23 protein-coding genes are annotated in these 22900 nt (G+C 69.4%); 12 read left to right on the top strand and 11 right to left on the bottom strand.

Annotated elements, in window-relative coordinates; all coding sequences use genetic code 11:
* Positions 1–13: 13 nt before the first annotated feature.
* Positions 14–1195, bottom strand: a complete 1182-nt coding sequence (locus tag G5B46_RS22610) for an MFS transporter (RefSeq protein ID WP_205691831.1) — start codon at positions 1193–1195, stop codon at positions 14–16.
* Positions 1196–1326: 131 nt separating this feature from the next.
* Between G5B46_RS22610 and G5B46_RS22605 the strand changes: the two genes are divergently transcribed.
* The gene (locus G5B46_RS22605) at positions 1327–2205 is read left to right on the top strand and encodes a LysR family transcriptional regulator (RefSeq protein ID WP_165262707.1); all 879 of its coding nucleotides are present in this window, start codon (positions 1327–1329) and stop codon (positions 2203–2205) included.
* Here G5B46_RS22605 and G5B46_RS22600 read toward each other — a convergent pair whose 3' ends face one another.
* Positions 2206–5259 (bottom strand): DUF3857 domain-containing protein, encoded by a 3054-nt coding sequence (locus G5B46_RS22600; protein WP_165262705.1) that lies wholly within the window; start codon positions 5257–5259, stop codon positions 2206–2208.
* A 194-nt stretch (positions 5260–5453) separates the two neighbouring features.
* Here G5B46_RS22600 and G5B46_RS22595 point away from each other — a divergent pair, with 194 nt between their 5' ends.
* From G5B46_RS22595 to G5B46_RS22580, 4 genes are all read left to right on the top strand, one after another.
* Positions 5454–6008 (top strand): sugar O-acetyltransferase, encoded by a 555-nt coding sequence (locus G5B46_RS22595; RefSeq protein ID WP_276611623.1) that lies wholly within the window; start codon positions 5454–5456, stop codon positions 6006–6008.
* Positions 6009–6103: 95 nt separating this feature from the next.
* Entirely contained in the window at positions 6104–6511 is a 408-nt protein-coding gene (locus G5B46_RS22590) for a VOC family protein (protein ID WP_165262703.1), read from the top strand.
* An 81-nt stretch (positions 6512–6592) separates the two neighbouring features.
* Entirely contained in the window at positions 6593–8764 is a 2172-nt protein-coding gene (locus G5B46_RS22585; RefSeq protein ID WP_165262701.1) for a TonB-dependent receptor, read from the top strand.
* Positions 8764–9885: a PepSY-associated TM helix domain-containing protein gene (locus G5B46_RS22580; protein WP_165262699.1), complete on the top strand. Its 1122-nt coding sequence runs from the start codon at positions 8764–8766 to the stop codon at positions 9883–9885. The genes G5B46_RS22585 and G5B46_RS22580 overlap by 1 nt, the downstream gene beginning before the upstream one ends.
* A 69-nt stretch (positions 9886–9954) precedes the next feature.
* On the opposite strand, the gene G5B46_RS22575 is transcribed toward G5B46_RS22580, so the two are convergent.
* Together G5B46_RS22575 and G5B46_RS22570 are read right to left on the bottom strand one after the other, a co-directional pair.
* On the bottom strand, positions 9955–10572 hold the full coding sequence (locus G5B46_RS22575) for a hypothetical protein (RefSeq protein ID WP_165262667.1): 618 nt from the start codon (positions 10570–10572) through the stop codon (positions 9955–9957).
* 114 nt (positions 10573–10686) lie between these two features.
* Entirely contained in the window at positions 10687–13101 is a 2415-nt protein-coding gene (locus G5B46_RS22570; protein ID WP_165262697.1) for a UvrD-helicase domain-containing protein, read from the bottom strand.
* A 110-nt stretch (positions 13102–13211) separates the two neighbouring features.
* Here G5B46_RS22570 and G5B46_RS22565 point away from each other — a divergent pair, with 110 nt between their 5' ends.
* A complete protein-coding gene (locus G5B46_RS22565; protein ID WP_165262695.1) occupies positions 13212–13418 on the top strand; it encodes a hypothetical protein in 207 nt (68 codons plus the stop codon).
* Positions 13419–13433: 15 nt separating this feature from the next.
* Positions 13434–13655, top strand: coding sequence for a hypothetical protein (locus G5B46_RS22560; RefSeq protein ID WP_165262693.1), 222 nt, complete (start codon positions 13434–13436; stop codon positions 13653–13655).
* A 39-nt stretch (positions 13656–13694) separates the two neighbouring features.
* Here the strand turns inward: G5B46_RS22560 and G5B46_RS22555 are convergent, their stop codons facing one another.
* Positions 13695–13904 carry a ribbon-helix-helix domain-containing protein gene (locus tag G5B46_RS22555; protein ID WP_165262691.1) on the bottom strand — a complete coding sequence of 70 codons (210 nt, stop codon included), beginning with the start codon at positions 13902–13904 and terminating at the stop codon, positions 13695–13697.
* A 202-nt stretch (positions 13905–14106) separates the two neighbouring features.
* On the opposite strand from G5B46_RS22555, the gene G5B46_RS22550 reads away from it, so the two are divergent.
* Both G5B46_RS22550 and G5B46_RS22545 read left to right on the top strand, forming a co-directional pair.
* Entirely contained in the window at positions 14107–14778 is a 672-nt protein-coding gene (locus G5B46_RS22550; RefSeq protein ID WP_240903619.1) for a ubiquinone biosynthesis protein COQ4, read from the top strand.
* A 72-nt stretch (positions 14779–14850) separates the two neighbouring features.
* Entirely contained in the window at positions 14851–16659 is a 1809-nt protein-coding gene (locus G5B46_RS22545; protein WP_165262687.1) for a VWA domain-containing protein, read from the top strand.
* A gap of 4 nt (positions 16660–16663) precedes the next feature.
* Here G5B46_RS22545 and G5B46_RS22540 read toward each other — a convergent pair whose 3' ends face one another.
* A complete protein-coding gene (locus G5B46_RS22540; protein ID WP_165262685.1) occupies positions 16664–17596 on the bottom strand; it encodes a LysR substrate-binding domain-containing protein in 933 nt (310 codons plus the stop codon).
* A gap of 95 nt (positions 17597–17691) precedes the next feature.
* On the opposite strand from G5B46_RS22540, the gene G5B46_RS22535 reads away from it, so the two are divergent.
* Positions 17692–17856: a hypothetical protein gene (locus G5B46_RS22535; protein WP_165262683.1), complete on the top strand. Its 165-nt coding sequence runs from the start codon at positions 17692–17694 to the stop codon at positions 17854–17856.
* A 9-nt stretch (positions 17857–17865) separates the two neighbouring features.
* Here G5B46_RS22535 and G5B46_RS22530 read toward each other — a convergent pair whose 3' ends face one another.
* From G5B46_RS22530 to G5B46_RS22515, 4 genes are read right to left on the bottom strand one after another with little or no spacing between them, the layout of a single operon-like run.
* The gene (locus tag G5B46_RS22530) at positions 17866–18417 is read right to left on the bottom strand and encodes a hypothetical protein (RefSeq protein WP_165262681.1); all 552 of its coding nucleotides are present in this window, start codon (positions 18415–18417) and stop codon (positions 17866–17868) included.
* Positions 18418–18594 carry a DUF4169 family protein gene (locus G5B46_RS22525; RefSeq protein WP_165262679.1) on the bottom strand — a complete coding sequence of 59 codons (177 nt, stop codon included), beginning with the start codon at positions 18592–18594 and terminating at the stop codon, positions 18418–18420.
* A gap of 10 nt (positions 18595–18604) precedes the next feature.
* Positions 18605–19537: a DUF6807 family protein gene (locus tag G5B46_RS22520; protein ID WP_165262677.1), complete on the bottom strand. Its 933-nt coding sequence runs from the start codon at positions 19535–19537 to the stop codon at positions 18605–18607.
* Complete coding sequence (locus G5B46_RS22515) at positions 19534–20121, bottom strand: glutathione S-transferase (protein ID WP_165262675.1); 588 nt, start codon at positions 20119–20121, stop codon at positions 19534–19536. Before G5B46_RS22515 ends, G5B46_RS22520 begins: the two co-directional genes overlap by 4 nt.
* Positions 20122–20275: 154 nt before the next feature.
* Here G5B46_RS22515 and G5B46_RS22510 point away from each other — a divergent pair, with 154 nt between their 5' ends.
* Positions 20276–20512, top strand: a complete 237-nt coding sequence (locus tag G5B46_RS22510; RefSeq protein ID WP_165262673.1) for a DUF2171 domain-containing protein — start codon at positions 20276–20278, stop codon at positions 20510–20512.
* Positions 20513–20715: 203 nt separating this feature from the next.
* Here G5B46_RS22510 and G5B46_RS22505 read toward each other — a convergent pair whose 3' ends face one another.
* The gene (locus G5B46_RS22505) at positions 20716–21918 is read right to left on the bottom strand and encodes a pyridoxal phosphate-dependent aminotransferase (protein ID WP_165262671.1); all 1203 of its coding nucleotides are present in this window, start codon (positions 21916–21918) and stop codon (positions 20716–20718) included.
* Positions 21919–22205: 287 nt separating this feature from the next.
* On the opposite strand from G5B46_RS22505, the gene G5B46_RS22500 reads away from it, so the two are divergent.
* Complete coding sequence (locus G5B46_RS22500) at positions 22206–22790, top strand: hypothetical protein (protein ID WP_165262669.1); 585 nt, start codon at positions 22206–22208, stop codon at positions 22788–22790.
* The last annotated feature ends 110 nt before the right edge of the window (positions 22791–22900 follow it).

Raw genomic sequence — 22900 nt, 5'->3', positions numbered from 1 at the left:
GTGCGCGGCGGCCTCAGCGCCGCCGCTTCAGGCTCGTCATCTGCAGCACGGTGGCGATGGCCGCCAGGCCCGCGCCCATCAGGGCCACGCTGCTCCAGCCGCCCAGGTTCCAGGCCGCCGCGGCGGCGGCCGAGCCGGCCGCGCCGCCCAGGAACATCCCGCCCATGAACAGGGTGTTCAGTCGCGCCCGGGCTTCGGGGCGCAGGGCGTAGACCAGGTGCTGGTTCGAGACCAGAGAGCCCTGCACCGCGAAGTCGAGCAGCACGACGCCCACCAGCAGGCCAGCGATCGAAACCCAGGTTCCAAACAGGATCCAGGAGGCCAGGGTCAGCACCGCGCCCAGCGCGATGGTCAGGTGCGGGCCGCGCTTGTCGGCGACACGACCGGCGACCGGGGCGGCCAGCACGCCGACCACGCCGACGATCCCGAACAGGCCGGCCACGTCGGCGCCGAGCGAGAAGCGCTGCTGCAGTTGCAGGGCCAGGATGGTCCAGAAGGCGGTGAAGGCGGCGAACAGGCTGGCCTGGGTCAGGGCCGCCAGGCGCAGTTCCGGGAACTCGCGCCACAGCTTGCCCAGCGAAGCCAGCAGTTCGGCGTAGGAGAGGTCGGTGTCGGGCTTGCTGCGCGGCAGGGCGACAGCCATCAAGGCCGCGGCGGCCAGGGCGATCGGCGCGCCCAGCCAGAACATCGCCCGCCAGCCGCCGTGGGTGGCCACGAACCCGGCCAGGGTGCGCGAAAGCAGGATGCCGCACAGCAAGCCCGACATCACCGTGCCGACCGTGGCGCCGCGCTTTTCGGGCGCCGACAGGTGGGCGGCGAAGGGCACGATCTGCTGGGCCACCGTGGCCCCGGCCCCGACCAGCAGCGAGGCCAGCAGCAGGAGGGCTGTGCTCGGCGCCAGGGCGGCGGCGACCAGGGCCGCGGCCAGCACCAGGAACTGGCCGACGATCAGGCTCTTGCGTTCCATCCGGTCGCCCAGCGGCGTCAGCAGGAAGAGGCCGGCGGCGTAGCCCAACTGGGTGGCGGTAGGCACGAAGGCGGTCGCCGCGCCGGGCAGGTCGCGCTCGATCAGGCCCAGCATCGGCTGGTTGTAGTAGATGTTGGCCACGGCCAGGCCGGCGGCGGCGGCCATGGCGAAGGTCAGGCCCCGGCCCAGGGCGGGCGTGGAGTCAGCGGGAAGGGCGGCGGTGCTCATGATCGGCTCCAGGCCGCCCGGGTTGGGGGGGAGGGGGCGGCGTTCCGTGTCAGTCGCCGAGCTATATAGAGCATCCCATGATCGTTTATAGTATGGCTTTGTGGTAAGCTAGCATAACGGAATTCGATAGAATGGATCTCGCCGACGTCGGCGTCTTCGTGGAAGCGGCCCGGGCCGGCAGCCTGGCGGGCGCCGCGCGGCGTCTCGGCATCACCCCGATGGCCGCCTCGCGCCGCATGGCGGCGCTGGAGCAGGAGGTCGGGGCCAGGCTGGTGCATCGCACCACCCGCTCGCTGTCGCTGACCACCGAGGGTGAGGCCTTCCTGCCGCACGCCCAGGCCATGCTGGAGGGCGAGGCCGCGGCTCGCGCGGCCATCAGGCCGTCCGACGCCGGGGCCTCGGGCCTGCTGCGGATCACCGCCTCGGCCGCCTTCGGTCGCAAGGTGGTGGCGCCGGCGGCGGCGGAGTTCATGCACGCCAATCCCGAGGTCTCGATCGACCTGCTGCTGACCGACAGCGTGGTCGACATCGTCGCCGGCGGCGTCGACCTGGCCGTCCGCATCGCCCCGCTGCGCGACAACTCGCTGGTCGCCCGCCGCCTGGCCGACAATCCGCGCGCCCTCTACGCCGCGCCGGACTATCTGCAGCGACGCGGCGTGCCCCGAAAGCTCGCCGACCTGGCCGAGCACGACTGCCTGGTGATGAGCGGCGCCACGCACTGGGCCTTCGAGGCGGGCGGCCGTCAGGTGCAGCAGAAGATCGCCGGCCGCTTCACCGCCAGCGGGGTTGAAGGGCTGCACCAGGCCTGCCTGGGCGCGCTGGGCGTCACGCCGCTGTCGGCCTGGGACGTGCGCGACGAGGTGGCCGCCGGACGCCTGGTCGAACTGCCGCTTGAGGACGCCGCCCTGCCGGGGTGGTCGATCTGGGCCGTCTATCCCACGGCCCGCCAGGCGCCGGCCAAGGTCCGCCTGTTCGTGGCGGCCCTGGCGCGGCGGCTGGGGGAGGGGTGATCAGGGCTTGAGGCCGGCCTCGGCCAGCTCGCGCCCGGCCAGCGGATAGATCGCTTCGGCCGCGGCGATGTCGCCACGCCCGCCCGCCTCGTCGCCCTTGCGCAGCTTCGTCAGGCCCCGGCCGAACAGCGCCTCCGACAGCTTGGCGTCGTACTTCAGCGCCGTGTCGTAGCGGCGCACCGCCTCGTCGAGCCGGCCGTCGCGCAGGGCCACCAGGGCATAGCTGTCCCAGAAACCGGCCGCGCTGGGCGAGCGCTTGACGGCTTCGGCGCAGTCGGCCTCGGCCTTGGCCAGCTCGACGCCTGCCAGCGCGCGCGACCAGCAGCGGCTGTTGAACACCTGGCCGTCGGTGTCGTCGGGGATGCGGGCGTCGTAGAGCGCGGCGGCCTCGACGCCGCGCCCGGAAAGCCGCAGCAGCCGTTCGCGCTGGTCCAGCGCGCCGACCTCCGTCGGGGCCATGCGATCGGCCTCGTCGAGGTCGGCCACGGCGTCGTCCAGCCGGCCCAGCCGCCGGTAGGCCTCGGCGCGGTTGAGCAGGTTCTGGTAGGCCGTCGGCTCCAGCCGTAGCGCGGTGTCGAAGTCGACCAGCGCGTCGGCCGGGCGGTTCATCACGATCAGGACCGCGGCCCGCCGGCGGCGCTGCAGCGCGCTTTCGGGCTCCAGCTTGATGGCGGCGTCGGCCGAGGCCAGGGCCTTGTCGAGAAGGTTCTGCCGCACCATGGCGTCGGAATAGGCCCCGACCACCTCGGCGTCGTCGGTGTTGGCGGCGTAGGCCGCCTCGAGCGCGGCCATGCCTTCGGCGGCCCTGCCCATGCGGATCAGCAGGATCGCGCGCTTGATGGCCAGCACGGGATCGTCGTCGGCCTTCAGCGCCGCGGTCGCGTAGGCCAGGGCCTTGGCGTCGCCGTCCCGCTCGCGCAGCACGTCGGTCTTGCCGCGCACGGCCAGGCGGAAGCCCGGGCTGACCGTCAGGGCGCGCTCGTAGGCCAGCAGGGCGTTGTCGTACTGGTCGTCGGCGTAGAGATAGTCGCCGATCCCGGCGAGCACGGTCCCGTCGTCGGCCTTGGCGATGGCGATCGGCCAGGCGGTCTTGGCGGTCTCCTTCGGGTCGGCCTTGAACTGATAGATCCGCGGCACCTGGTCGTCGAACTTGCTGGCCTGCTTGCCCACCAGCTTGGCCTCTTCGGCGCTGATCTCCGGCACGAGGGTGCGGCGGCTGGTGACCGCGCGCAGCACGCCGTGGTCCATGAACGTCTCGCGTTCGTAGGACACGCCGCCGATCAACGCGTTGATCGAGTCCATCGCATAGCCCCACTTCCAGCCGTCCTTCTCCGGCGGCAGGCGCACGGTGGCGCTCCAGCGGTTGTAGCTGGGGAAGTCGGTCATCCAGGGCGCGGTCTGGTCCTGCTCGCGCGGACGCCGCAGCGGCGCGGGCGCGCCGAAGCCGACGATGTTGAGGTAGTAGTAGCGGCCGTTCTCGGCGTCGCCTTCCCACTCCATCTCGCCTTCGCCCTCGAAGGTCAGGATCACGGTGTTGCGAGCCTCGTCATAGCGCCAGGCGACGGTCTCGGGATCGACCCAGGTGTAGGAGTCCGCCCAATAGGCCTTGAGCTTGCGCTCGGCGTCGTCCTTCGACAGCTGGGACATGCCGACCTTGAAGCCGAAGGCGGCGTCGCCGCGGATGATCTGCTCGCCGCTGACCCGGGCCGGCTTGTCCACGCCGCGCGAGGCGTCGATGGTCAGGGCCATCGCGCCCTCGGCCAGGACCGGCGGCACGGCGGCCACGGGCTCCAGCGACACCGCGCCCGCGCGCAGCGGCAGGACCCAGCGGAACGACGGTTCGGGCAGGCGGGTCAGGTCGGTGTCGCCCATGCGGGTGCCGTCCAGCCAGTAGGTCCGGCCGTCGATCACGGCGCGGACCAGCACGTGGTCGAAGGCCGCGGCGATGGGCAGGCGCTCGTTGACGCCGTCGTCGCTCTGGGTGTTGACCAGCACCGCCTCGGCCGGCACGCCCAGCTCGCGCAGCAGGGCCAGCAGCAGCACGGTCTTGCCCTTGCAGTCGCCGTAGCGGCGCTTCCAGGTCTCGTCGGCGCTCGCCGGGCGATAGGCCCCGTCGTCGAGCCCGACGAAGACATAGCGGATGCGCTCCTGGACGAGGGCGAGGGCCGCGGTGGCGCGGGCCAGCGGATCGGTCGTGGAGGCGGCGATGCGGTCCGCCTCGGCCTTGATCGGCGAATTGGGCGCCAGGGCCGAGGTCTGCTCGTACAGCGGCAGCATCAGGTGGGAGACGTCGGCCCAGTCGGAAAAGCCGCTGAACTGCACGAGCCGCCGCATGTTGTAGCGCAGCGGCGCGCCGTCGGTGGCGATGGCGCTCTTGGGGTCGCGCATCTCGACGTCGAGGACGTAGTCGGAGCCCTGTTCCACAGGCTTCAGGGCGCCCAGGTCGGGCGTGGCGCGCCAGGTCAGGTCGCGGCCCTTGGGCCAGGTCAGCCGCATGCGGTAGGCGCCGGCGGTCTCGGTCGGCGGCAGGACCATGCCGCCTTGCGAATGCTGGCCCAGGGTGGGGTCGCGGCGCTTGGTGGTGGCGGCGAACTCGACCTCGTCGCCCACCTGCAGGCCCGGCGCCTGCAGCGTGGCGGTCAGGTCGCCCGACAGCGTCGACATTTCCAGGTTGTTCTCGCGCTGGAGCACGGTGAACTTGGTCTTGGCCAGGATGTCGATCTCGCGCCCGTCGCGCAGGATGCGCAGGCGGTGGACCTTCAGGTCGTCGGAGCTGGGGTTCCACACCGCCGAGACGTTGCCGATGGACAGGGCCTCGGGCTTGAGGATCTTCATCCGGTAGGCGGTGTAGAACTCGTCGCCGTCGGCCCCGATGCGGATCTGGGTGTCGGTGTAGAGCACCTGCACGGCCGCGCCGTCCGGGGCGGCGGTTCCGGTGGGAGCGGGCGGCGGCGAGATCCACGACGGCGCCGGGCCGTAAAGGACCGTGCGCGATCCGGCGTGCGCGCTCCCGGCCGCGGCCAGGATCGCCGCGGCGATGCTCAAAACTCTCATCGAAAGCCCCCTTGGTACTCGCGCGGACAATAGCCAAGCTAACCGTGGGGGCAACTTTCGGCTGCGCTCCGGGAGCGGATGTTCCCATTGCGTGAGCGCTCGACAGGCGATCAGGCGGGCTGGGGTCCGTTTTTCATTGTTTGCAGCTCGCCGCCGGTCCATCCCCGGGGTCTGTTTCGTATACGGAGGCCGCCTTGACCGACAATCGCACCCACAAAGAGCGCATGCTGGCCGGCGATCTCTACGACCCGATGGACGCCGAGATCGTCGCCGACCAGGAACAGGCCCTGGCCTGGATGGAGCGCTACAACGCGCCCGGCCAGACGATCGCCCAGCGGCAGGTCCTGCTGGCCGAGCGCTTCGCCAGCGTCGGGAGCGGGGCCAACATCCGCGCGCCGTTCCATTGCGACTACGGCTACAACATCACCCTGGGCGACGGGGTGTTCATGAACTTCGGCTGCGTGATCCTGGACGTGGTGGCCGTGACCATCGGCGACCGCACCATGATCGGCCCGCACGTGAAGATCTTCGCCGCCGACCACCCGCGCGACGCCGACACCCGCAAGACGGGTCTGGAGTTCGGGCGGCCGGTGATCATCGGCAAGGACGTCTGGATCGGCGGCGGGGCGATCATCGTCCCGGGCGTGACCATCGGCGACGGCGCGGTGATCGGGGCGGGGGCGGTGGTCACCCGCGACGTGCCGGCCGGCGCGACGGCGGTCGGCAATCCGGCCCGCGTGAAGGCCTGAAGACAAAAAGCCCGACAAAAAGTTCGGGCAAGCTGTCGGGACGGGGCCGCCGCGCGCGTCCTTGGCCCGACAACCAACACTAGGGAGCCGCCACCATGCGCATGATCTTCGTCAACCTGCCGGTCGCCGATCTTGGTCGTTCCAAGGCCTTCTTCGAGGCCCTGGGCTTTTCCATCAATCCGCAGTTCAGCGACGAGACCGCCGCCTGCGTGGTGGTGTCGGAGACGATCTTCGTGATGCTGCTGACGCACGACAAGTTCCGCCAGTTCATCACCGGCGAGATCAGCGACGCCCATGCGGCCACCGAGGTCCTGACCTGCCTTTCGGCCGGCAGCCGCGAGGAGGTCGACGATCTGCTGGCCAAGGCCCTGGCCAACGGCGGCAAGGCGTGGAAGCCGATCATGGACATGGGTCCGATGTACGGCGCCAGCTTCCAGGACCCCGACGGCCACGTCTGGGAGGTGATGTACATGGACATGGCCGCGATGGAGCAGGGCGGCTGATCGTCTGTCGGACAAGATTTCAGGATTGAAACTCAGTCGCAATTGCGCCTATAGCCGCCGTCTCGTTTCAAGGGATGGTCCATGCGACTTCGTTTCTCGCGCGCCGCCGCCCGGCGCGCCCTGTTCTCGACGCTCAGCCTGGCGGCGCTCTCGACGGGCGCCGCCGCCCACGCCCAGGCCTCGCAAGGCCAAGCGAGCGACGTCGAGCAGGTGGTCGTCACGGCCGCCCGCACCAAGCTGCCGGTCACGGCCCTGCCGCTGACGGTGGACGTGATCGAAAGCGAGATGCTTTCCCAGCAACTGGCCGTCAGCGGCTCGGTGGTCGACGCCATCTCGAACCTGTCGCCCTCGTTCTCGCCGACCCGCGAGAAGCTGTCGGGTTCGGGCGAGAGCCTGCGCGGCCGCTCGCCGCTGTTCGCCATCAACGGCATTCCGCAGTCGACGCCGATCCGCGACGGTTCGCGCGACGGCTACACGATCGATCCGTTCTTCGTCGAGCGCGTCGAGCTGATCTACGGCTCCAACGCCCTGCAGGGCATCGGCGCCACCGGCGGGGTCGTCAACCAGGTCACGGTCGGCCCGCCGCGCAAGGACGGGATCTCGGGCAAGGTGCTGACCCAGACCACGATCGGTCATGACATGGGCGACAGCGTCGGCGCCAAGGTCGGCGGTCTGGTCGCCTGGCGCCAGGGGGCGTTCGACGTCACCGCCGGCGTCGCCTACGAGAAGCGCGGCGCCTTCTACGACGCCGACGGCCGTCGCATCGGCATGGACAACACCCAGGGCGACGTCCAGGATTCCAAGGCCCTGTCGTTCTTCGGCCGCTTCGGCTGGCAACTGAACGACACCGTCCGCCTCGACCTAGTCGCCAACCGCTTCGAGCTGAAGGGCGATGGCGACTACGTGACCGTCACCGGCACGGCGCCGGCCGTCACCGACGGCAATCGGGCCAGGCGCCTGCCGACCACCTCGATCCGCGGTCCGGTTCCCGGCGTGCCGGCCGCCAACCGCGTCGAGACCGTCTCGGCCCAGCTGAGCGACAGCGACCTGTTGGGCGGCGACTTCACCGCCCAGGTCTTCTACAACCGCTCGCGCGACACTTTCGGCGGTGACATCAGCGCCACCTTCCAGGACGTGCGCATCGCGCCGACGGGCACGCTGTTCGACCAGTCGTCGAACCGTTCGCGCAAGCTGGGCGCGCGCATGAACTACGAGCGCGAAGTGCCGGGCATCGAGGGGCTGACGGCCACCGTCGGCCTGGACGCCATGAACGACCGCACCGAGCAGATGCTGATCGCCACCGGCCGCGCCTGGGTGCCGCCGACCAAGTTCCAGAGCCTCGCGCCCTTCATCCAGGGCAACTACGCCCTGCTGGACGGCAAGCTGCGCCTGGCCGGCGGCGTGCGCTTCGAGAACGTCGAGCTGAAGGTCGACGACTTCGTGACCCTGGCCTCGTACGGTTCGCGCAGGGTCGCGGGCGGCAATCCCGACTTCAAGGCCACCCTGGCCAACGGCGGGGTGGTGTTCGAGCCGGCCAGGGGCCTGCGCCTCTACGCCAGCTACGCCGAGGGCTACACCGTGCCCGACGTTGGCCGGATCCTGCGGTCGATCAACATCGACGGCGTCGACGTCGACACCTATCTCAGCATCGAGCCGATCGTGTCGAACAACCGCGAGATCGGCGGCGAGTGGAAGCGCGGGCCGTTCGACGCCAGCGTCGCCTACTTCTGGTCGTCCTCGAAGCTGGGCCAGCTGCTGGTCAAGAACTCGGGCGGCATCTTCGACGTGCAGCGCCAGAAGGTCGCCATCGAGGGCCTGGAGTTCAACGTCAAGGCCAAGACCCCGGTCGAAGGCCTGGACCTGTCGGCCGGCTACGCCCGCCTTCGCGGCGAGACCGACGCCAACGGCGACGGTCGCCTGGACACCGACCTCGACGGGGCCAACATCTCGCCCGACCGCATCAACCTGGCCGCCGACTACCAGACCGGCAAGTGGGCCCTGCGCCTGCAGGTGCGGGCCTATCTGGAGCGCGACATGAGCAATGCGCTCGTGAAGGACGACTTCGACGGCTACACCCTGACCGACGCCTTCGTGCGCTACGAACTGCCGGTGGGCGACCTGTCGCTGGGCGTGCTGAACCTCCTGAACAAGCAGTACATCAGCTACAACTCCGACACCGTGGCCCCGGCCAAGGACAAGTTCTACGCCGGTCGCGGCCGCACCGCGACGCTCGGCTGGTCGGCGCGCTTCTGATGAAGATCCTGCGGCTGCTGCACCGCTGGTCGGGCGGTCTGATCGGCCTTCTGCTGGCGGTGCTGGGCCTGACCGGCGCCCTGCTGGTGCACGAGGACGCCTTCCTGCGCGCCACCGTGCCCCACGCGGCCGACGCCCAGCGGCAGGACACCGCGACCCTGGCGACAGCGGCGACGCGCATCTTCGCGGCGCAGGAGCGTCCGCGCTCGATCGTGCTGGCGACCGAGCGCAAGGGTCTGCACAAGCTGTCCTATCCCGGCGAGACCGAGAAGGGCGCCTATGCCGACCAGGACGGGGTCATCGTCCAGGCCTGGACCAGCAACTGGGCCCGGCCGGAGGTGTGGCTGTTCGATTTCCACCATCACCTGTTCGCGGGCGATACGGGCGAGATCGTCGGCGGGATCGCGGGCCTGTTCGGCCTGGCCTTCGTGATCACCGGCCTGATCCTGTGGTGGCCGACCCGGCGGATGTTCCACCTGCGAGCCTGGCCGCGGATGATGAAGCGGGCGGCCATCGTCCATCATCACCGCGACCTCGGCGCGCTGGTCGCGCCGCTGCTGGTCCTGTCGCTGGCGACGGGGGCGACCATGAACCTGAAATGGTTCTCCCAGGCCCTGCGTGCGCCGTTCACCTCGCCCGCCGCGATGGAGAAGGCCGCCGCCGCGCCGAAGATCAAGGGCGGCAAGCTGGCCGCCGACCTCGACTGGGCCAAGGTGATCGGCCAGGCCCAGGCCCGCTTCCCGGGGGCGGAGGTGCGCACGATCGGCCTGCCGGCCAAGACCGGCGGCCTTGTCTCCATCCGCCTGCGCCAGCAGGCCGAGTGGCTGCCCAACGGCCGCAGCATGGCCTGGTTCGATCCGGCGACCGGCAAGATGGTGGCCTCGCGCGACGCCCAGGCCATGCCGCTGGGCTCGCGCATCACCAACGCCGACTTCCCGCTGCACGCGGCCAAGGTCGGGGGGCTGCCCTATCGCCTGGTGATGACCGTGTCGGGCCTGGCCCTGACGTTGCTGGGCACGCTGGCCGTGGTGACCTTCTGGGGCAATCCTTCGGGCCTGCCCAAGCGCCGCAAGAAGCCGGCCGTCGCCAAACAGGCTGCGCCGGCGCCCGCCAAGGCCTGACGCCCGCGAGGGCCTGACGAAGGTCGGCGCCTCCTGGTCCCATAGGGGCAGGGGCGCCGACCGCCGCGCCTATCCGCCGGAGATCTCGGTGTTCGACGGGCCGCTGTTCATGTTGTCCTTGTCGTAGACGTAGATCTTGCCGTCGCCGCCCACGACATAGAGGCGGAACTCCTGGGCGCCGCCATTGTCGTAGATCGCGTTCTGATAGCTGGTGATCAGCGCCGTCTCGCTGGCCGAGGGCGTGATCGAACCGTCGGACTGGTTCTGGATCATGCCGACGACGTTCCACGGCGTGACGCCGCTGGTGTTGGGGCTGACCGAGCCGCTCAGCGGCGCGCCTTCGGCGATCGGGCCAAGGCTGTAGCTGCCGTCGTCGTTGCGCAGGATGAAGGCGGCGCGCTCGCGATAGGCCAGATCGTGACCTTCGGCGGCCGCGGCCTGGAAGAAGAGTTGGGCGGCGTCGCGCGCCTGCTGGTCGGGGCCGTAGTCGGGCTGCGGGTCGGTCGGGCCGCCGCCGCCGCCTCCGCCCCCGTCATAGCCGCCGTCCCACCAGCCGTCCCAGCCATCCGCGCCGTCACCATCGCCGTCGCCGCCGATGCCGTCGTCGACGATGGTGATGCCGTCGCCGTCGTAGGTCTGCAGCCCGCCGGCGACCAGATCCAGCTCTTCCATCGTAAGTTCGCGCATGAAGTGTCCTTGGCTGATTGACGCTCAATGCGAGCATCGATCGGCCTCAGGTCGGCGGTCAAGCTTTAGGTGCGCGTTAAAATTGAAATATGAAAAATTCCCGCACCGGGTGCGTCAGGCCTTTTCGACGAAGCTGTCGATGACCTTCTTCTCGCCGGCCTTGTCGAAGTTGACGGTCAGCTTGTTGCCCTCGATCGAGGCGACCTTGCCGTAGCCGAACTTGACGTGGAACACGCGGTCGCCGCGGCTGTAGGCGCTGTTGGTGGGCGCCGAGACGGCCACCAGGTGGCCTTCGCCCTCGATCGGCTTGGCGCGCGCGGCCGAGCCGCCGCCGCGCCAGGCGGCGCCGCCGGAGCGTTCGCCGAAGCCGCGCGCGGTCTGCTGCACCCGGTCCTGGGCCCGCTTCCAGCCGGGGCTGTCGTAGCTGCCGCTCTGGAAGGCGCTGACGCCGGGATCGTCCCAGCGCGAGGACACCGTCTGCTGCATGCCCGGACCGCCGCCGTAATAGCCGGTCTCCGAGCCCGCATCGACGTGCTCCAGCGGCAGTTCGTCGACGAAGCGGGAAGGCAGTTGGCTCGTCCAGCGGCCATAGACCTGCCGGTTTGCCACGAAGCTGATGCGAGCCTCCTCGCGGGCGCGGGTGATGCCCACATAGGCCAGGCGGCGCTCTTCCTCGAGGCCCTTCTCGCCCTTGTCGTCCATGCTGCGCTGGCTGGGGAACACGCCTTCCTCCCAGCCCGGCAGGAAGACGAGCGGGAACTCCAGGCCCTTGGCCGAGTGCAGGGTCATGATCCAGACGGCGTCGCCGGTGGCCTCGCGGTCGAGGTCCATGACCAGCGACACGTGCTCCAGATAGGCCTCCAGGCTGTCGAACTGGCCCATCGACTGGACCAGTTCCTTGAGGTTCTCCAGGCGGGTCTGGCTCTGCGGACCTTTGTCGAGGCGCAGGGCGTCGGTGTAGCCGCTCTCCTCCAGCACCATCTCCAGCACGCGCTGGTGATGCATGTTTCCGATCTGGGCGCGCCAGCGGTCGAGGTCGCGGATGAAGTTGCTGAGCGCCGTGCGGGTGCGGGCGGGCAGGTCGTCGCTGCCGATGATCACCCGCGCCGCCTCGACGGTGGAGATCCCTTCGCTGCGGGCGATCTGCAGCAGCTTCTGCACCGAGGTGTCGCCGATGCCGCGCTTGGGCGTGTTGACGATGCGCTCGAAGGCCAGGTCGTCGTCGGGCGACTGGATCAGGCGCAGATAGGCGTGGGCGTCGCGGATTTCCGCCCGCTCGAAGAACCGCGGGCCGCCGACCACCTTGTAGGGGATCTGCAGCATCACGAAGCGCTCTTCGAAGGCGCGCATCTGGAAGCTGGCGCGAACGAGAATGGCCATCTGGTTGTAGCGGCGACCGGCCCGCTTGGCCTTCTCGATCTCGTCGGCGACCATCCGGCTTTCGGCCTCGCCGTCCCAGACGCCCGAAACCTTGACCTTCTCGCCGCCGCTGGCCTCGGTCCACAGGGTCTTGCCCAGGCGCCCCTTGTTGGCGGTGATCAGGGTCGAGGCGGCGGCCAGGATGTGCTCGGTCGAGCGGTAGTTGCGCTCCAGCCGCACCACCTTGGCGCCAGGGAAGTCACGCTCGAAGCGCAGGATGTTGTCGACCTCGGCCCCACGCCAGCCGTAGATCGACTGGTCGTCGTCGCCCACGCAGCAGACGTTCTGGCGACCCTGGGCCAAGAGGCGCAGCCACAGGTACTGGGCGACGTTGGTGTCCTGGTACTCGTCGACCATCACGTACTGGAAGCGCCGCTGGAAGTCGGCCAGCACGTCCGGATTGCCGGTGAAGATCGTGATGTTGTGCAGCAGGAGGTCGCCGAAATCGCAGGCGTTCAGGATGCGCAGGCGCTCCTGGTACTGGCGATAGAGGCTGATGCCCTTGCCGTTGGCGAACTCGCCGGCCTCGCTGGGCGGCACGCGGTCGGGCGTCCATCCGCGGTTCTTCCAGGCGTCGATCAGGCCCGACAGGATGCGCGGCGTCCAGCGCTTGGCGTCGATGTTCTCGGCCTCGATCAGCTGCTTGAGCAGCCGCTCGTTATCGTCGGTGTCGATGATCGTGTAGTTCGACTTCAGCCCCACCAGTTCGGCGTGGCGGCGCAGGATCTGGGCGGCCACCGAGTGGAAGGTGCCCAGCCACCGCAGGCCTTCGGCTTCCGGGCCGATGATGTGGGTGATCCGCTCGCGCATCTCGCGCGCGGCCTTGTTGGTGAAGGTGACCGCCAGGATCTCCCACGGCCGGGCGCGGCCGGTGGCGAGGATGTGGGCCAGGCGCGTTGTCAGCACCCGCGTCTTGCCGGTGCCCGCGCCGGCCAGCACCAGGACCGGGCCCTCGGTGGTTACGACGGCTTCGTGCTGTTCGGTGTTCAGGCCGTTCAGGTAGTCGGGCGCGGGCCCGCCGCCGCCGGGAGCCTGCGGCCGGGCCAGGTCGGAGATGCGCGGAGCGGGAAGGTCGCCGAACGGGTCGGTCGAGTCGTAACCGGAAGACATGGGAACATATGTAGCACAAACTTCCCCAGGCTTAAGCCCCAGAGGCGGCTTTGCGGAACCCTGGCCGCGGCCCTCCCGTTGATCGGCAGGGACGAAACAGGAGCAGGAACATGGCGGAAGAGAGCAAGTCGGGCGGGGGCAACAGCGGTCTGGCCTTCATCGTCGGCGCCCTGGTGGTGGTCGTCGCGGTGCTGGCCTTCATGATGTTCTCCGGAGGCTTCACCCAGAAGAAGTCGGTGGACGTCGACATCACGGCCACCGCGCCCAAGCTGCCGGACGCGCCGAAGCTGCCCGAAGCGCCCAAGTCGCCGGGCTGACGAAAGGAGGCGGGCATGGCTCGCCATCATGAACATCATCACGAAGGGGCCTGGAGCGGCGCGGCGCTGCTGGCGGTCCTGCTGCTCGTGGCCATTCTGATCTACGCGATCTGGCGCTCGGGCCTGCTGGCCGTGCGCCCAGACATCGCCGAACTGCGGCTGCCCGACCTGGCGCCGCCGACCATGCCGGCGCCCAATCCCGAGCCGCTGCCGACCCCCGTGCCGCGGCCGGGCTAGGGGAGGGCCCCTCAGTCGGCTTTGCCGAATGAGGAGGAGTCAGCCCCCAGCCCGCTGCAGCGCGTACACCCGGCAGGCCGAGGCCAGGGGGCGCTCGCCGCGACCCACGTCGATGCGCTGAATCAGGGCGGCGATGCTGACGGCGTCCTGCTTGGCGATGCGCTCGAGCGCGGCCCAGAACTCGGGCTCGAGGGCCAGCGAGGTGGCGTGGCCCGCCAGGTTCACCGATCGCTTTTTCAAACTGCCCATCGGCGCAACTCTCCGGCGGAACGTCGGTTCGGCTCTTGATTAAAAATGACGGCGTGTCATCTTTAGTGACGCCACGCCGGGAGCATGCCTGATGAGCACAGCTGCGCAAGTCCTTGACGCTACTTCCGCGCGTCCTCCCCTGGGCGCCCGCGATGCGAGCTTCCGCCTGCAGCCTTTGCGGGCGTTTCGCGCCGTCCGTCGGTTGATCGCCGACAAGGAAGACACGGCCCAGGTGTTCGAGGTCATGCGGGCCCTGTCCGGCCGCGCGATCCCCAACGGCTACGCCCGCTTGCTGAAGACCCCGCAGGGCGGGGCGATCGCCTATCGCCGCGAGGAGTTCGCCGACTGGCTGTCGGACGAGGCCTGGTTGACCCAGTTCCAGCCCGGCACGGTGGGCGCGGCCTATCGCGACTTCATCGCCCCGCGCGGCCTGACCGCCGAGGGCCTGGCCGAGGAGAGCCGCAAGGTCGCCGACGCCGACATGGACGCGGCCCACCCGCTGCTGTGGTACGCCCGCCGCCTGCGCGACGTGCACGACGTGTGGCACGTGCTGACTGGTTACGGCACCGACGCGCTGGGCGAGGTCTGCGTGGTGGCCTTCTCCTACGCTCAGACCCGCAGCCTGGGCTTTGCCCTGATCGCCTTCGCCGGCGCCCAGGAGTTCCGTCGCCTCAAGGACGGCCAGCCCTACGGCCGGGCCGTGCGCGAGGCCTGGCGGGCCGGGCGCAAGGCCGCCTGGCTGCCCGAGGTCGACTATCCCGCCCTGTTCGCCATGCCCCTGGAAGAGGCGCGGCGCGCGTTGGGCATACGCCCGCCGGCCACCTATCAGGCCATTCCGCAGGACCTGCGCGAGCACTACCAGCGCGCCGCCTGAACCTTAGCAATTTCGCTTGTTCTCGTTGAGCGCGCGGCGTTAGCCTTCCTGCAATCAAAACGGGAGGTTTCGATGTCGCGTCGCCTTTGGTCCGCCGCCTCCATCCTGGCGCTGTCGCTGGTTTCCGCTCCGGCCTTCGCCCAGACCCCGCCGCCGCAGGACGAGCAGGACGTCCATGAGGTGGTCGTCACCAGCATGCGGGTGCGGCAGGGCGGCGCCCAGGACATCAACCACTTCCGCGGCGAGGCCGCGGCCAGCCGCATGCCCATGCCCGACACCCTGACGCCCGAGGGCCTGATGGGCGGCTACGACCTGCAGATCCCCGGCAAGGAGGCTTGCGCCCGGGTTCTGTGCCTCACAGGCGAGGCCATGCGGGCCGAACTGCCGCTGTCTCCGGCCGACAAGATGCTGGTGGGCCTGGGCTTCAACTCCAGCATCGACGCGGCGACCTGGAAGCGCGCGCCGCTGAACCTGGTGGCCGTGGTCGACAAGTCGGGATCCATGCAGGGCGGGCCGCTGATGCGGGTGCGCGAAAGCCTGCACCAGATCCTGGAACAGCTGCGTCCCGGCGACCAACTGAGCATCGTGCTCTATGGCGACCGCTCCTACCGTCACCTGGAGCCGACCGTGATCGGCGACAAGCGAGCGGCCATCCGCCTGGCCATCGACGCCATCGAGAGCGCCGGTTCGACCAACATGGAGGCCGGCCTCAAGGTCGGCTACGAGACCGCCTTCGCCACCCGCGACGCTTTCAACGGTGTGACGCGGGTGATGCTGTTCACCGACGAGCAGCCCAATGTCGGCCGCACCGACGCCGAAAGCTTCATGGGCATGGCCAAGGAGGCCTCCCGCAAGGGCGTGGGCCTGACCACCATCGGCGTCGGCACGCAGTTCGACGCGCCCCTGGCGACCAAGGTTTCCAGCGTGCGCGGCGGCAATCTCTATTTCCTGCGCGACAAGGCCGACGTCGAGAGCGTGTTCTCGGCCAAGCTCGACACCATGGTCTCGGAACTGGCCTACGACCTGACCCTGACGGTCAAGGCGCGGCCGGGCTATCGGATCAGCGGCGTCTACGGCGTTCCCGGCGACGAGCTGAAGGCGGGCCCGGACGGCGCGGTGTCGATGACCGTACCGACGGCTTTCCTCAGCACCGAGGGCGGCGGGCTGTTCGTGTCTCTGGCCAAGGCCCAGGGCGCGGCCTTCCTGCCCGAGCCGGTCCTGACGAAGGGCGAGCGCCTGCTGGACGTCGATCTGCGCTATGTCGTCGCCGCTGACGGAACCGAGGCCCGCCAGATCCTGGCCGTCGCCGCCCCGACCGACAACGCGTCCGAGGGGCTGCGGCTTGCCCATGTGCTGCTCGACGAGTTCCAGTCGCTGCACCGCGCCGCCACCCTGCACCACAGGGACGGCGACGAGGAAGGGACCTATCAGGTGCTGCGCGGCTTCGACGGCCGTCTGAAGGCCCAGGCCGATCCGCGCCTGGAGCCCGAGCGCAAGCTGGTGGCCGAGATGCTGACCCGGGCGGCCTTCCTGGCGGGCTATGCGGGCGAGGCCCGGGCCGAGGGACCGGTGAACCTGCTGGGCTCGTGGACGGTGGCGCGCATCGACGGCGACGGCCAGATCGACGTGCGGCGCGGTGATCAACTGCGCTTCAGCGACGACGAGCTGGTGGTCAGTCGCCGCAAGCGGGGCGCCTTCACGGCCGACGAGCCCGAGGACTACGAGGCCAACGAGGATCAGTTGGCCCTGCCGGAATCCGATCTGGTCTTCGACTATCGCGTGGCCAAGGACGGATCGCTGGTCCTCAAGCACGATCGCCTGGACCTGCGGCTGGTGCTCAAGCGCACGCCGCGCACGGTCGAGACGGCCTCGGCGGGCTGACCGGTCAGCCGATCCGCTCGCCGTCCGCCGTATGGCGGGCGATCGACGGGTCGGCGGCCACGGCCTCGAGGATCCAGTCGCGGAAGGCGACGATCTTGCCCACCCGACGGCGCTCTTCCGGATAGACCAGCCAGTAGCCGCCGCCGTAGTGCGGCGAGATGTCGAACGGCTGCACCAGCCGCCCGGAGGCGATCTCGGCGGCGAAGAAGATCGGCGAGCCGACGGCCAGGCCTTGATTGGCGAGGGCCGAGGCCACCTCGATCGACTGGGCGTCGGCCTCCAGGCGCGGGGCTTCGGGGCCCTGCGGCGGTGCGACGCCGGCGGCGCGGAACCATACCTCCCACTCCCTGGCGGCGCCGATGCGCGGCGCGGCCAGCAGGTCGGCCGGGTGCTCGAACGGTCCATGCCGGGCCAGGAACTCGGGCGAGCACAGGGCGGTCTGGACGAAGGGCATCAGGAAGTGGGCGACCATGCCGGGCCAGGCGCCATTGCCCGCGCGCAGTCCAAGGTCCGCCTCGCCACGACCAAGGTCGCGCAGGACGTGGCTGCCCTCCAGCCGCACGGCGATCTTCGGATGGGCCAGCTGGAAGGCGCCAAGGCGCGCGGCCAGCCAGTGGTTGGCCAGGCTCTGCATGGTGGTGATCGCCAGCACGCCCTGGTCGGCCTCGACCAGGTCCGACAGCGCCGCCCGCAGCAGGCTCATGGACTCGGTGGCGGCGCGGGCCAGGCGCTCGCCCGCCGGGGTCAGGTCGACCTCGCGCACCTTGCGCAGGAACAGCGGCTGGCCAAGCCGCTGCTCCAGGCCCTTCACCTGCCAGCTGACGGCCGCCTGGGTGACGCCCAGCTCGTCGGCGGCGCGCGTGAAGCTCTTCAGCCGGGCGGCGGCCTCGAAGACGCGGATGGCGCCCAGCGGATATGAAGCGAGGATGTCAGCCATAAGGTTGGCTTATCCATAGCTCAACGAACCGCGTTTGTCGCGGGCGTCGATCAAGCCGATCTTCCCTGTGTCGCCGGGGAACAGGAGATGCGGCCATGGAAGAGTTCCACAAGACCCATAAGGAAACTACGTTTGGCTGGGTGTGGGCGATCGAGCGCCTGCTCGCCGCCTGGAAGCGGATGGGCGAGGTCCCGACCCCGCCTGTGGTCGGCTGCTGCGACAGCCTGCCCAAGGGCGCGCGCTACCTGGCGCCGCGATGAGCCGCGACGTCAGCGCTGCTGGCGGCGATAGAGCAGAAGGCCGATGAAGCCGGCCGCCAGGGTCAGAGCGGCCGAAATCGCCGTGCGCCAATGGGCCTTGCGCCGCCGTTCCGCCTCGCCCAGCGCGGTCAGTCTGGCCTTCTGGTCTTGGGTGCGCAGCAGCCAGTCCGAACCGGACTTCGCGCCGAGCAGGACAAGCCTGGGCGCGGCGCCCCGGCCCTCGATCCACGCATAGTAACGCACCGTGGCGTAGCGGCCCGAATGGTCGCCGACCTTTCCGCCGCCGCTCAGGCAATCGTCGGCGGCCGCGCCTACCGGCCGACAGCGCAACTGCAGGCGGCGTCCATCGATCGTCTCGAACGCGTAGCCGTCGCCCCTGGGAGCATCGGTGGCGGTCTTGAAGACGCCGATGGTCAGGACCGTCCGTTCGCGGGGTGGCGGCGTCCAGGCCGGATCGCCCGGCGTCGCCCAATCCCAGATCGCATTCCAGGCGATGACGGTGACGAGCACCGGCGCGAAGCGGAAGGCCAGGGCCTGGAACGGCCAGGGGGAGCGGGGCAATCAGTCCTCGCGCTTGGCGCCGTCGAGGGCCCGCGAAAGCTTCTCGGCGCGAGCGGCGTCCAGGGTCTTTTCGGCCTTGGTGCGGCCGAAGCGGGCGCGGTTCTCGACGGCCGTCTGCTTGGCGTCGGTCTTGGCCTTGGCCTTGCGGGCGCGGTTGAGGTTGAGGATCTCGGCCATGGTCGGGTCTTCAGGTCTTGGGTTGGGGTTGGGGCTGGGGTTTGGCGGCGGCTGGAGCGGGCGTGCGCTTGCTGGCCGGGCGGATGACGAGGGTTTCCTGCAGGCGCAGGCTTTCACCCTTCTTGATCACATAGGGCGCGCGGCCGGGGAAGACGCAGTTCTGCATCGAGAGCTCGTTGCGCAGGATCCAGCGGGTGACCGGCTTGCCATTGGCCTTGCAGCTCAGGCCCACGGTCCAGGCCGGCACGCCCGAAGTCGAAGACCAGGCGAAGCCCATGGCCTTGCCGGCCTCGACCGGCTCGTTCTGGGGCCTGACCTGCTTGCCGCCCGAGCCGAACACCATGGCGTCGGGACGCACCAGGCGGATCGAGAAGCCGCCGTATCCCTTGACGTCGTTGCTGCCGCCCAGGGCCAGGCTGTCGGTGCGGGCGGTGATGACGGTGTCGAACTCGATCCGCCGCGCGCCGCCTTTCAGCGGATGGATGAGCACCGAGGTCGTCTCGGTGGCGGCGTAGACCACCTCGGGCCCGGAATTGACCAGCCAGTCGGCCTTGACCGTCAGCTTGCCGCGCCCGGCCGCGTCGCCTTCGAAGCCGCGATCGTGGATGTTGAAGGACAGGCCCTGCATGAACCAGCCGTCGCCGATGCTCTTGCCGTCGACCAGCACCTGGTGCCAGCTCCAGAAGGCGCCCCGCTGGTGCAGGTGGTCGGCCGGGCGATCCTCGGTCAGCACCGTTCCGTCCGGCGCGTACAGTGGATGGACGTAGTTGGAGCGGCCCGGCTCCCTGGCCGGATCCAGCGGCTTGGTCCGATAGACCAGCACCGTCTTGCCGTCCTCGGTGATGGTGATGGCGTCGTCGCTGAGCGCGGCGTCGATGCGGCCGGCCAGGGCCGGCGTCGCGGTCGCCAGCAGGGAAAGGGCGGCGAGGGCGGCTTTTCTCAAGACAGGTCGTCCTTGGCGAGCGCCCGGGCGAGGGCGGGGCGGGCGTTGGCGCGGGCCAGCCAGTCGTCATACACCGCATGGGGCGGCAGCATCTGACGGGCGAACTGCAGCAGGCTGACGAACAGGATGTCGGCCGCCGAGAACTGCTCGCCCAGCAGCCAGGGCTGCTTTTCCAGCGTCGTGCGCAGGCGCTCGTCCAGCGCCTGGTACTGGGCCTTGTCCTGGTCGTCCTGACGCTGCTTCCAGAGATTGGTCACGGCCGGCTCCAGCACGCCGGCGTAGTAGGCCAGCCAGCCGAGATAGGGGCCGCGGTGCGGGTCGCTGATCATCGGACCAAGGCCCGCGGTCGGGAACTTGTCGGTCAGGTACAGGGCGATGGCGGCGCTTTCGGTGATCAGCACGCCGTCGTCGAGCAGGGCCGGCACCTGGCCGTGCGGGTGGGGATTGCGCGGGTCGCGCGCGCCCGTGCCGCTCATGCTGCGGAAGATGTCCACCTTCTCGATGCGGTAGGGCGCGCCCAGTTCCTCCAGCAGCCAGAGGAAGCGCGTCGAGCGCGATCGCGGGGCGTGAAAGAGGGTGAGCATCGGGCGTCTCCGTGAACCGTCTGGCCTGCGGGTCTTGGCGGCGAACGTAAGGCGAACGCGAGGGCTCGGCAATCGGGAAACCAATGGTCGCCCACAGCCGTTTGAAGAGCCATGGCGCCGCCGTGGAGACGGCGCCGACGGGAGGACATGTCCGATGATGGATGCATCTCTAATTCGCGAGCATCTTGAGGTGGTCGGTTCCGACGGCAAGCATGTCGGACGGGTCGACCACGTGGTCGGCACGGAGATCGAGCTGGCCAAGCTGGATCTCGGTTCCGGCCTCAAGCACCACATGATCCCGCTGTCGTGGGTCGACTATGTCGACGACGACGCGGTGCACCTGAGCATGACCCAGGAAGACGCCAAGGCCGGCTGGCGCGAGAAGCACTGAGGGTCGTTGCGTCCTTCGAGGCTCGGCTTCGCCTCGCACCTCAGGATGAGGACCTCAGTGCAAAGGAGAACCTCATCCTGAGGCGCCCGCGCAGCGGGCCTCGAAGGACGCAAGGCCTTTCAAACGAAAAAGGGGGACCAGCCGCTGGCTGATCCCCCTTCGATTACACCACTAGATCCACAATCTAGCGCTCAAACCAGCGCCTACTTCACGTTGGCGCAGAAGCGCTGGATGCGGGCGCAGGCGTCTTCCAGCACGTCGTTGCTGGTGGCGTAGCTGATACGGAAGAACGGCGACAGGCCGAACGCCGCGCCGTGCACCACGGCCACGCCCTCGGTCTCCAGCAGTTCGACGGCGAAGTCTTCGTCGCTTTCGATGACCTTGCCCGAGGGGGCGGTCTTGCCGATCAGGCCGGCGCACGAGGGATAGACGTAGAACGCGCCTTCCGGGGTCGGGCAGTGCAGGCCGGTGGCCTGGTTCAGCATCGACACGACGAGGTCGCGGCGTTCCTGGAACAGCTTGGCGTTCGGCTTGATGAAGTCCTGCGGGCCGTTGAGGGCTTCCAGCGCCGCCCACTGGCTGATCGAGCAGGGGTTCGAGGTCGTCTGGCTGATCATCTTGCCCATGGCCTTGATCAGCGCTTCGGGACCCGCGGCGTAGCCGATGCGCCAACCGGTCATCGAATAGCCCTTCGAGACGCCGTTCATCGTCAGGGTGCGGTCATAGAGCTTGGGCTCGACCTGGGCGATGGTGGTGAATTCAAAGTCGTCGAACACCAGGTGCTCGTACATGTCGTCGGTCAGCACCCAGACGTGCGGGTGCTTGAGCAGCACGTCGGCGATGGCCTGCAGTTCGGCGCGGGTATAGGCGCCGCCCGAGGGGTTGGACGGGCTGTTGATGATCAGCCACTTGGACTTGGGCGTGATCGCCGCTTCCAGCGCTTGCGGCGTGATCTTGAAGCCGCTTTCGGCGGTGGTCTCGACCGACACGGGCGTGCCGCCGGCCAGCAGGGTCATGTCAGGGTACGACACCCAGTACGGCGCGGGGATGATCACCTCGTCGCCGGGGTTCAGGGTGGCGACGAAGGCGTTGTAGATCACCGGCTTGCCGCCCGGTGCGACGTGCACCTGGCTCGGCTTGTACTCCAGTCCGTTCTCGCGCTTGAACTTGGCGCAGATGGCGGCCTTCAGCTCGGGCATGCCGTCGGGGTCGGTGTACTTGGTCTTGCCGGCCTTGATGGCGGCGATCGCGGCGTCCTTGATGTTGTCTGGGGTGTCGAAGTCCGGTTCGCCGGCCGAAAGGGCGATCACGTCGCGACCGGAGGCTTTCAGCGCGCGCGCCTTGGCGCTGATGGCGATGGTGGCCGACGGTGCGATGCGCCGCAGGGCGGCGGACTCGAGCGACATTGTCTTGGACTCCCCTGGAAAGGACCGGTTTCAGGATTGCGGCGGTCTTTACGCCCGACCCCCTCGCGGCGCAACGCGGGAGCGGCCGGAAAGCGCGGCTTCTTGCCAGGATGTGTCGCTCGCGCTACCGCTACCATTGAAGAACAAGGTTCCGTCGCGCGCACGACGGAACCCCGCGTCGGGGGACGTGGTCGGAGCATTTTCGACAATCCTCCAGGGAAGGAGACGGCCGTTCGTCCGCATCGCGCGGGCGAGCAAGATCATGCCTTTCGGAAGGGGGAAGCCACATGAAGAAGACGATTCTCGGGGCCGCCGTCGCGGCGCTCGCCCTGTCGCTGTCCGCGCCGGTCGCCACGGCGGCCGACGAGGGAATCATGAAGTACGCCATCAACAAGCCGTCGACGGCCTGGAACGTCTACGGTCCCGGCCAGACCAACGCCTACGTCAAGGACAAGGCCGTGGTCGGCGGCGGCGGGGTGCGGGTGGTGGTGGGCGCGCCCGATCCGGCGGCGGCCTGGCGGGTCTCGGGCAGCCAGGCGGTGAACGGCAAGATCACCAAGGGCGACGTCATCACCGTGGCCTTCTGGGCCAAGGCCGAGCCCGTCGAAGGCGGCGCTGCGGCCGCCACCGTCGCCAATGTCCGCGTCCAGCAGTCGGCCGAGCCGTGGGGCGGCATCGTCGAGGGCGGGGCGATCAAGGTCGATAGCGCCGAATGGAAGATCTACAGCGTCAGCGGCCGCGCCACGATGGACGCCGACAAGGGCGGGGCGGCGGTCTCGCTGCACCTGGGTTCGAGCAAGCAGACCGTGGTGCTGGGCCCGCTGTTCGTTCTGGACTTCGGCCCGAACTACGACCCGTCGCAGCTGAAGTAGGAAGATGCTCCCCCTGAAGGGGGAGCTGTCGCGGAGCGACTGAGGGGGAAGTGACAGCGGCGGCTCAGCAGCCGCTTCCCCCTCCGGCCCTCTGGGCCACCTCCCCCTTC

It is taken from the genome of Caulobacter sp. 602-2 (assembly GCF_011043625.1).
Taxonomy (GTDB): domain Bacteria; phylum Pseudomonadota; class Alphaproteobacteria; order Caulobacterales; family Caulobacteraceae; genus Caulobacter.
The sequence above is the reverse complement of the archived record's forward strand: the minus strand, read 5'-3'. Positions and strand labels throughout refer to the sequence as shown.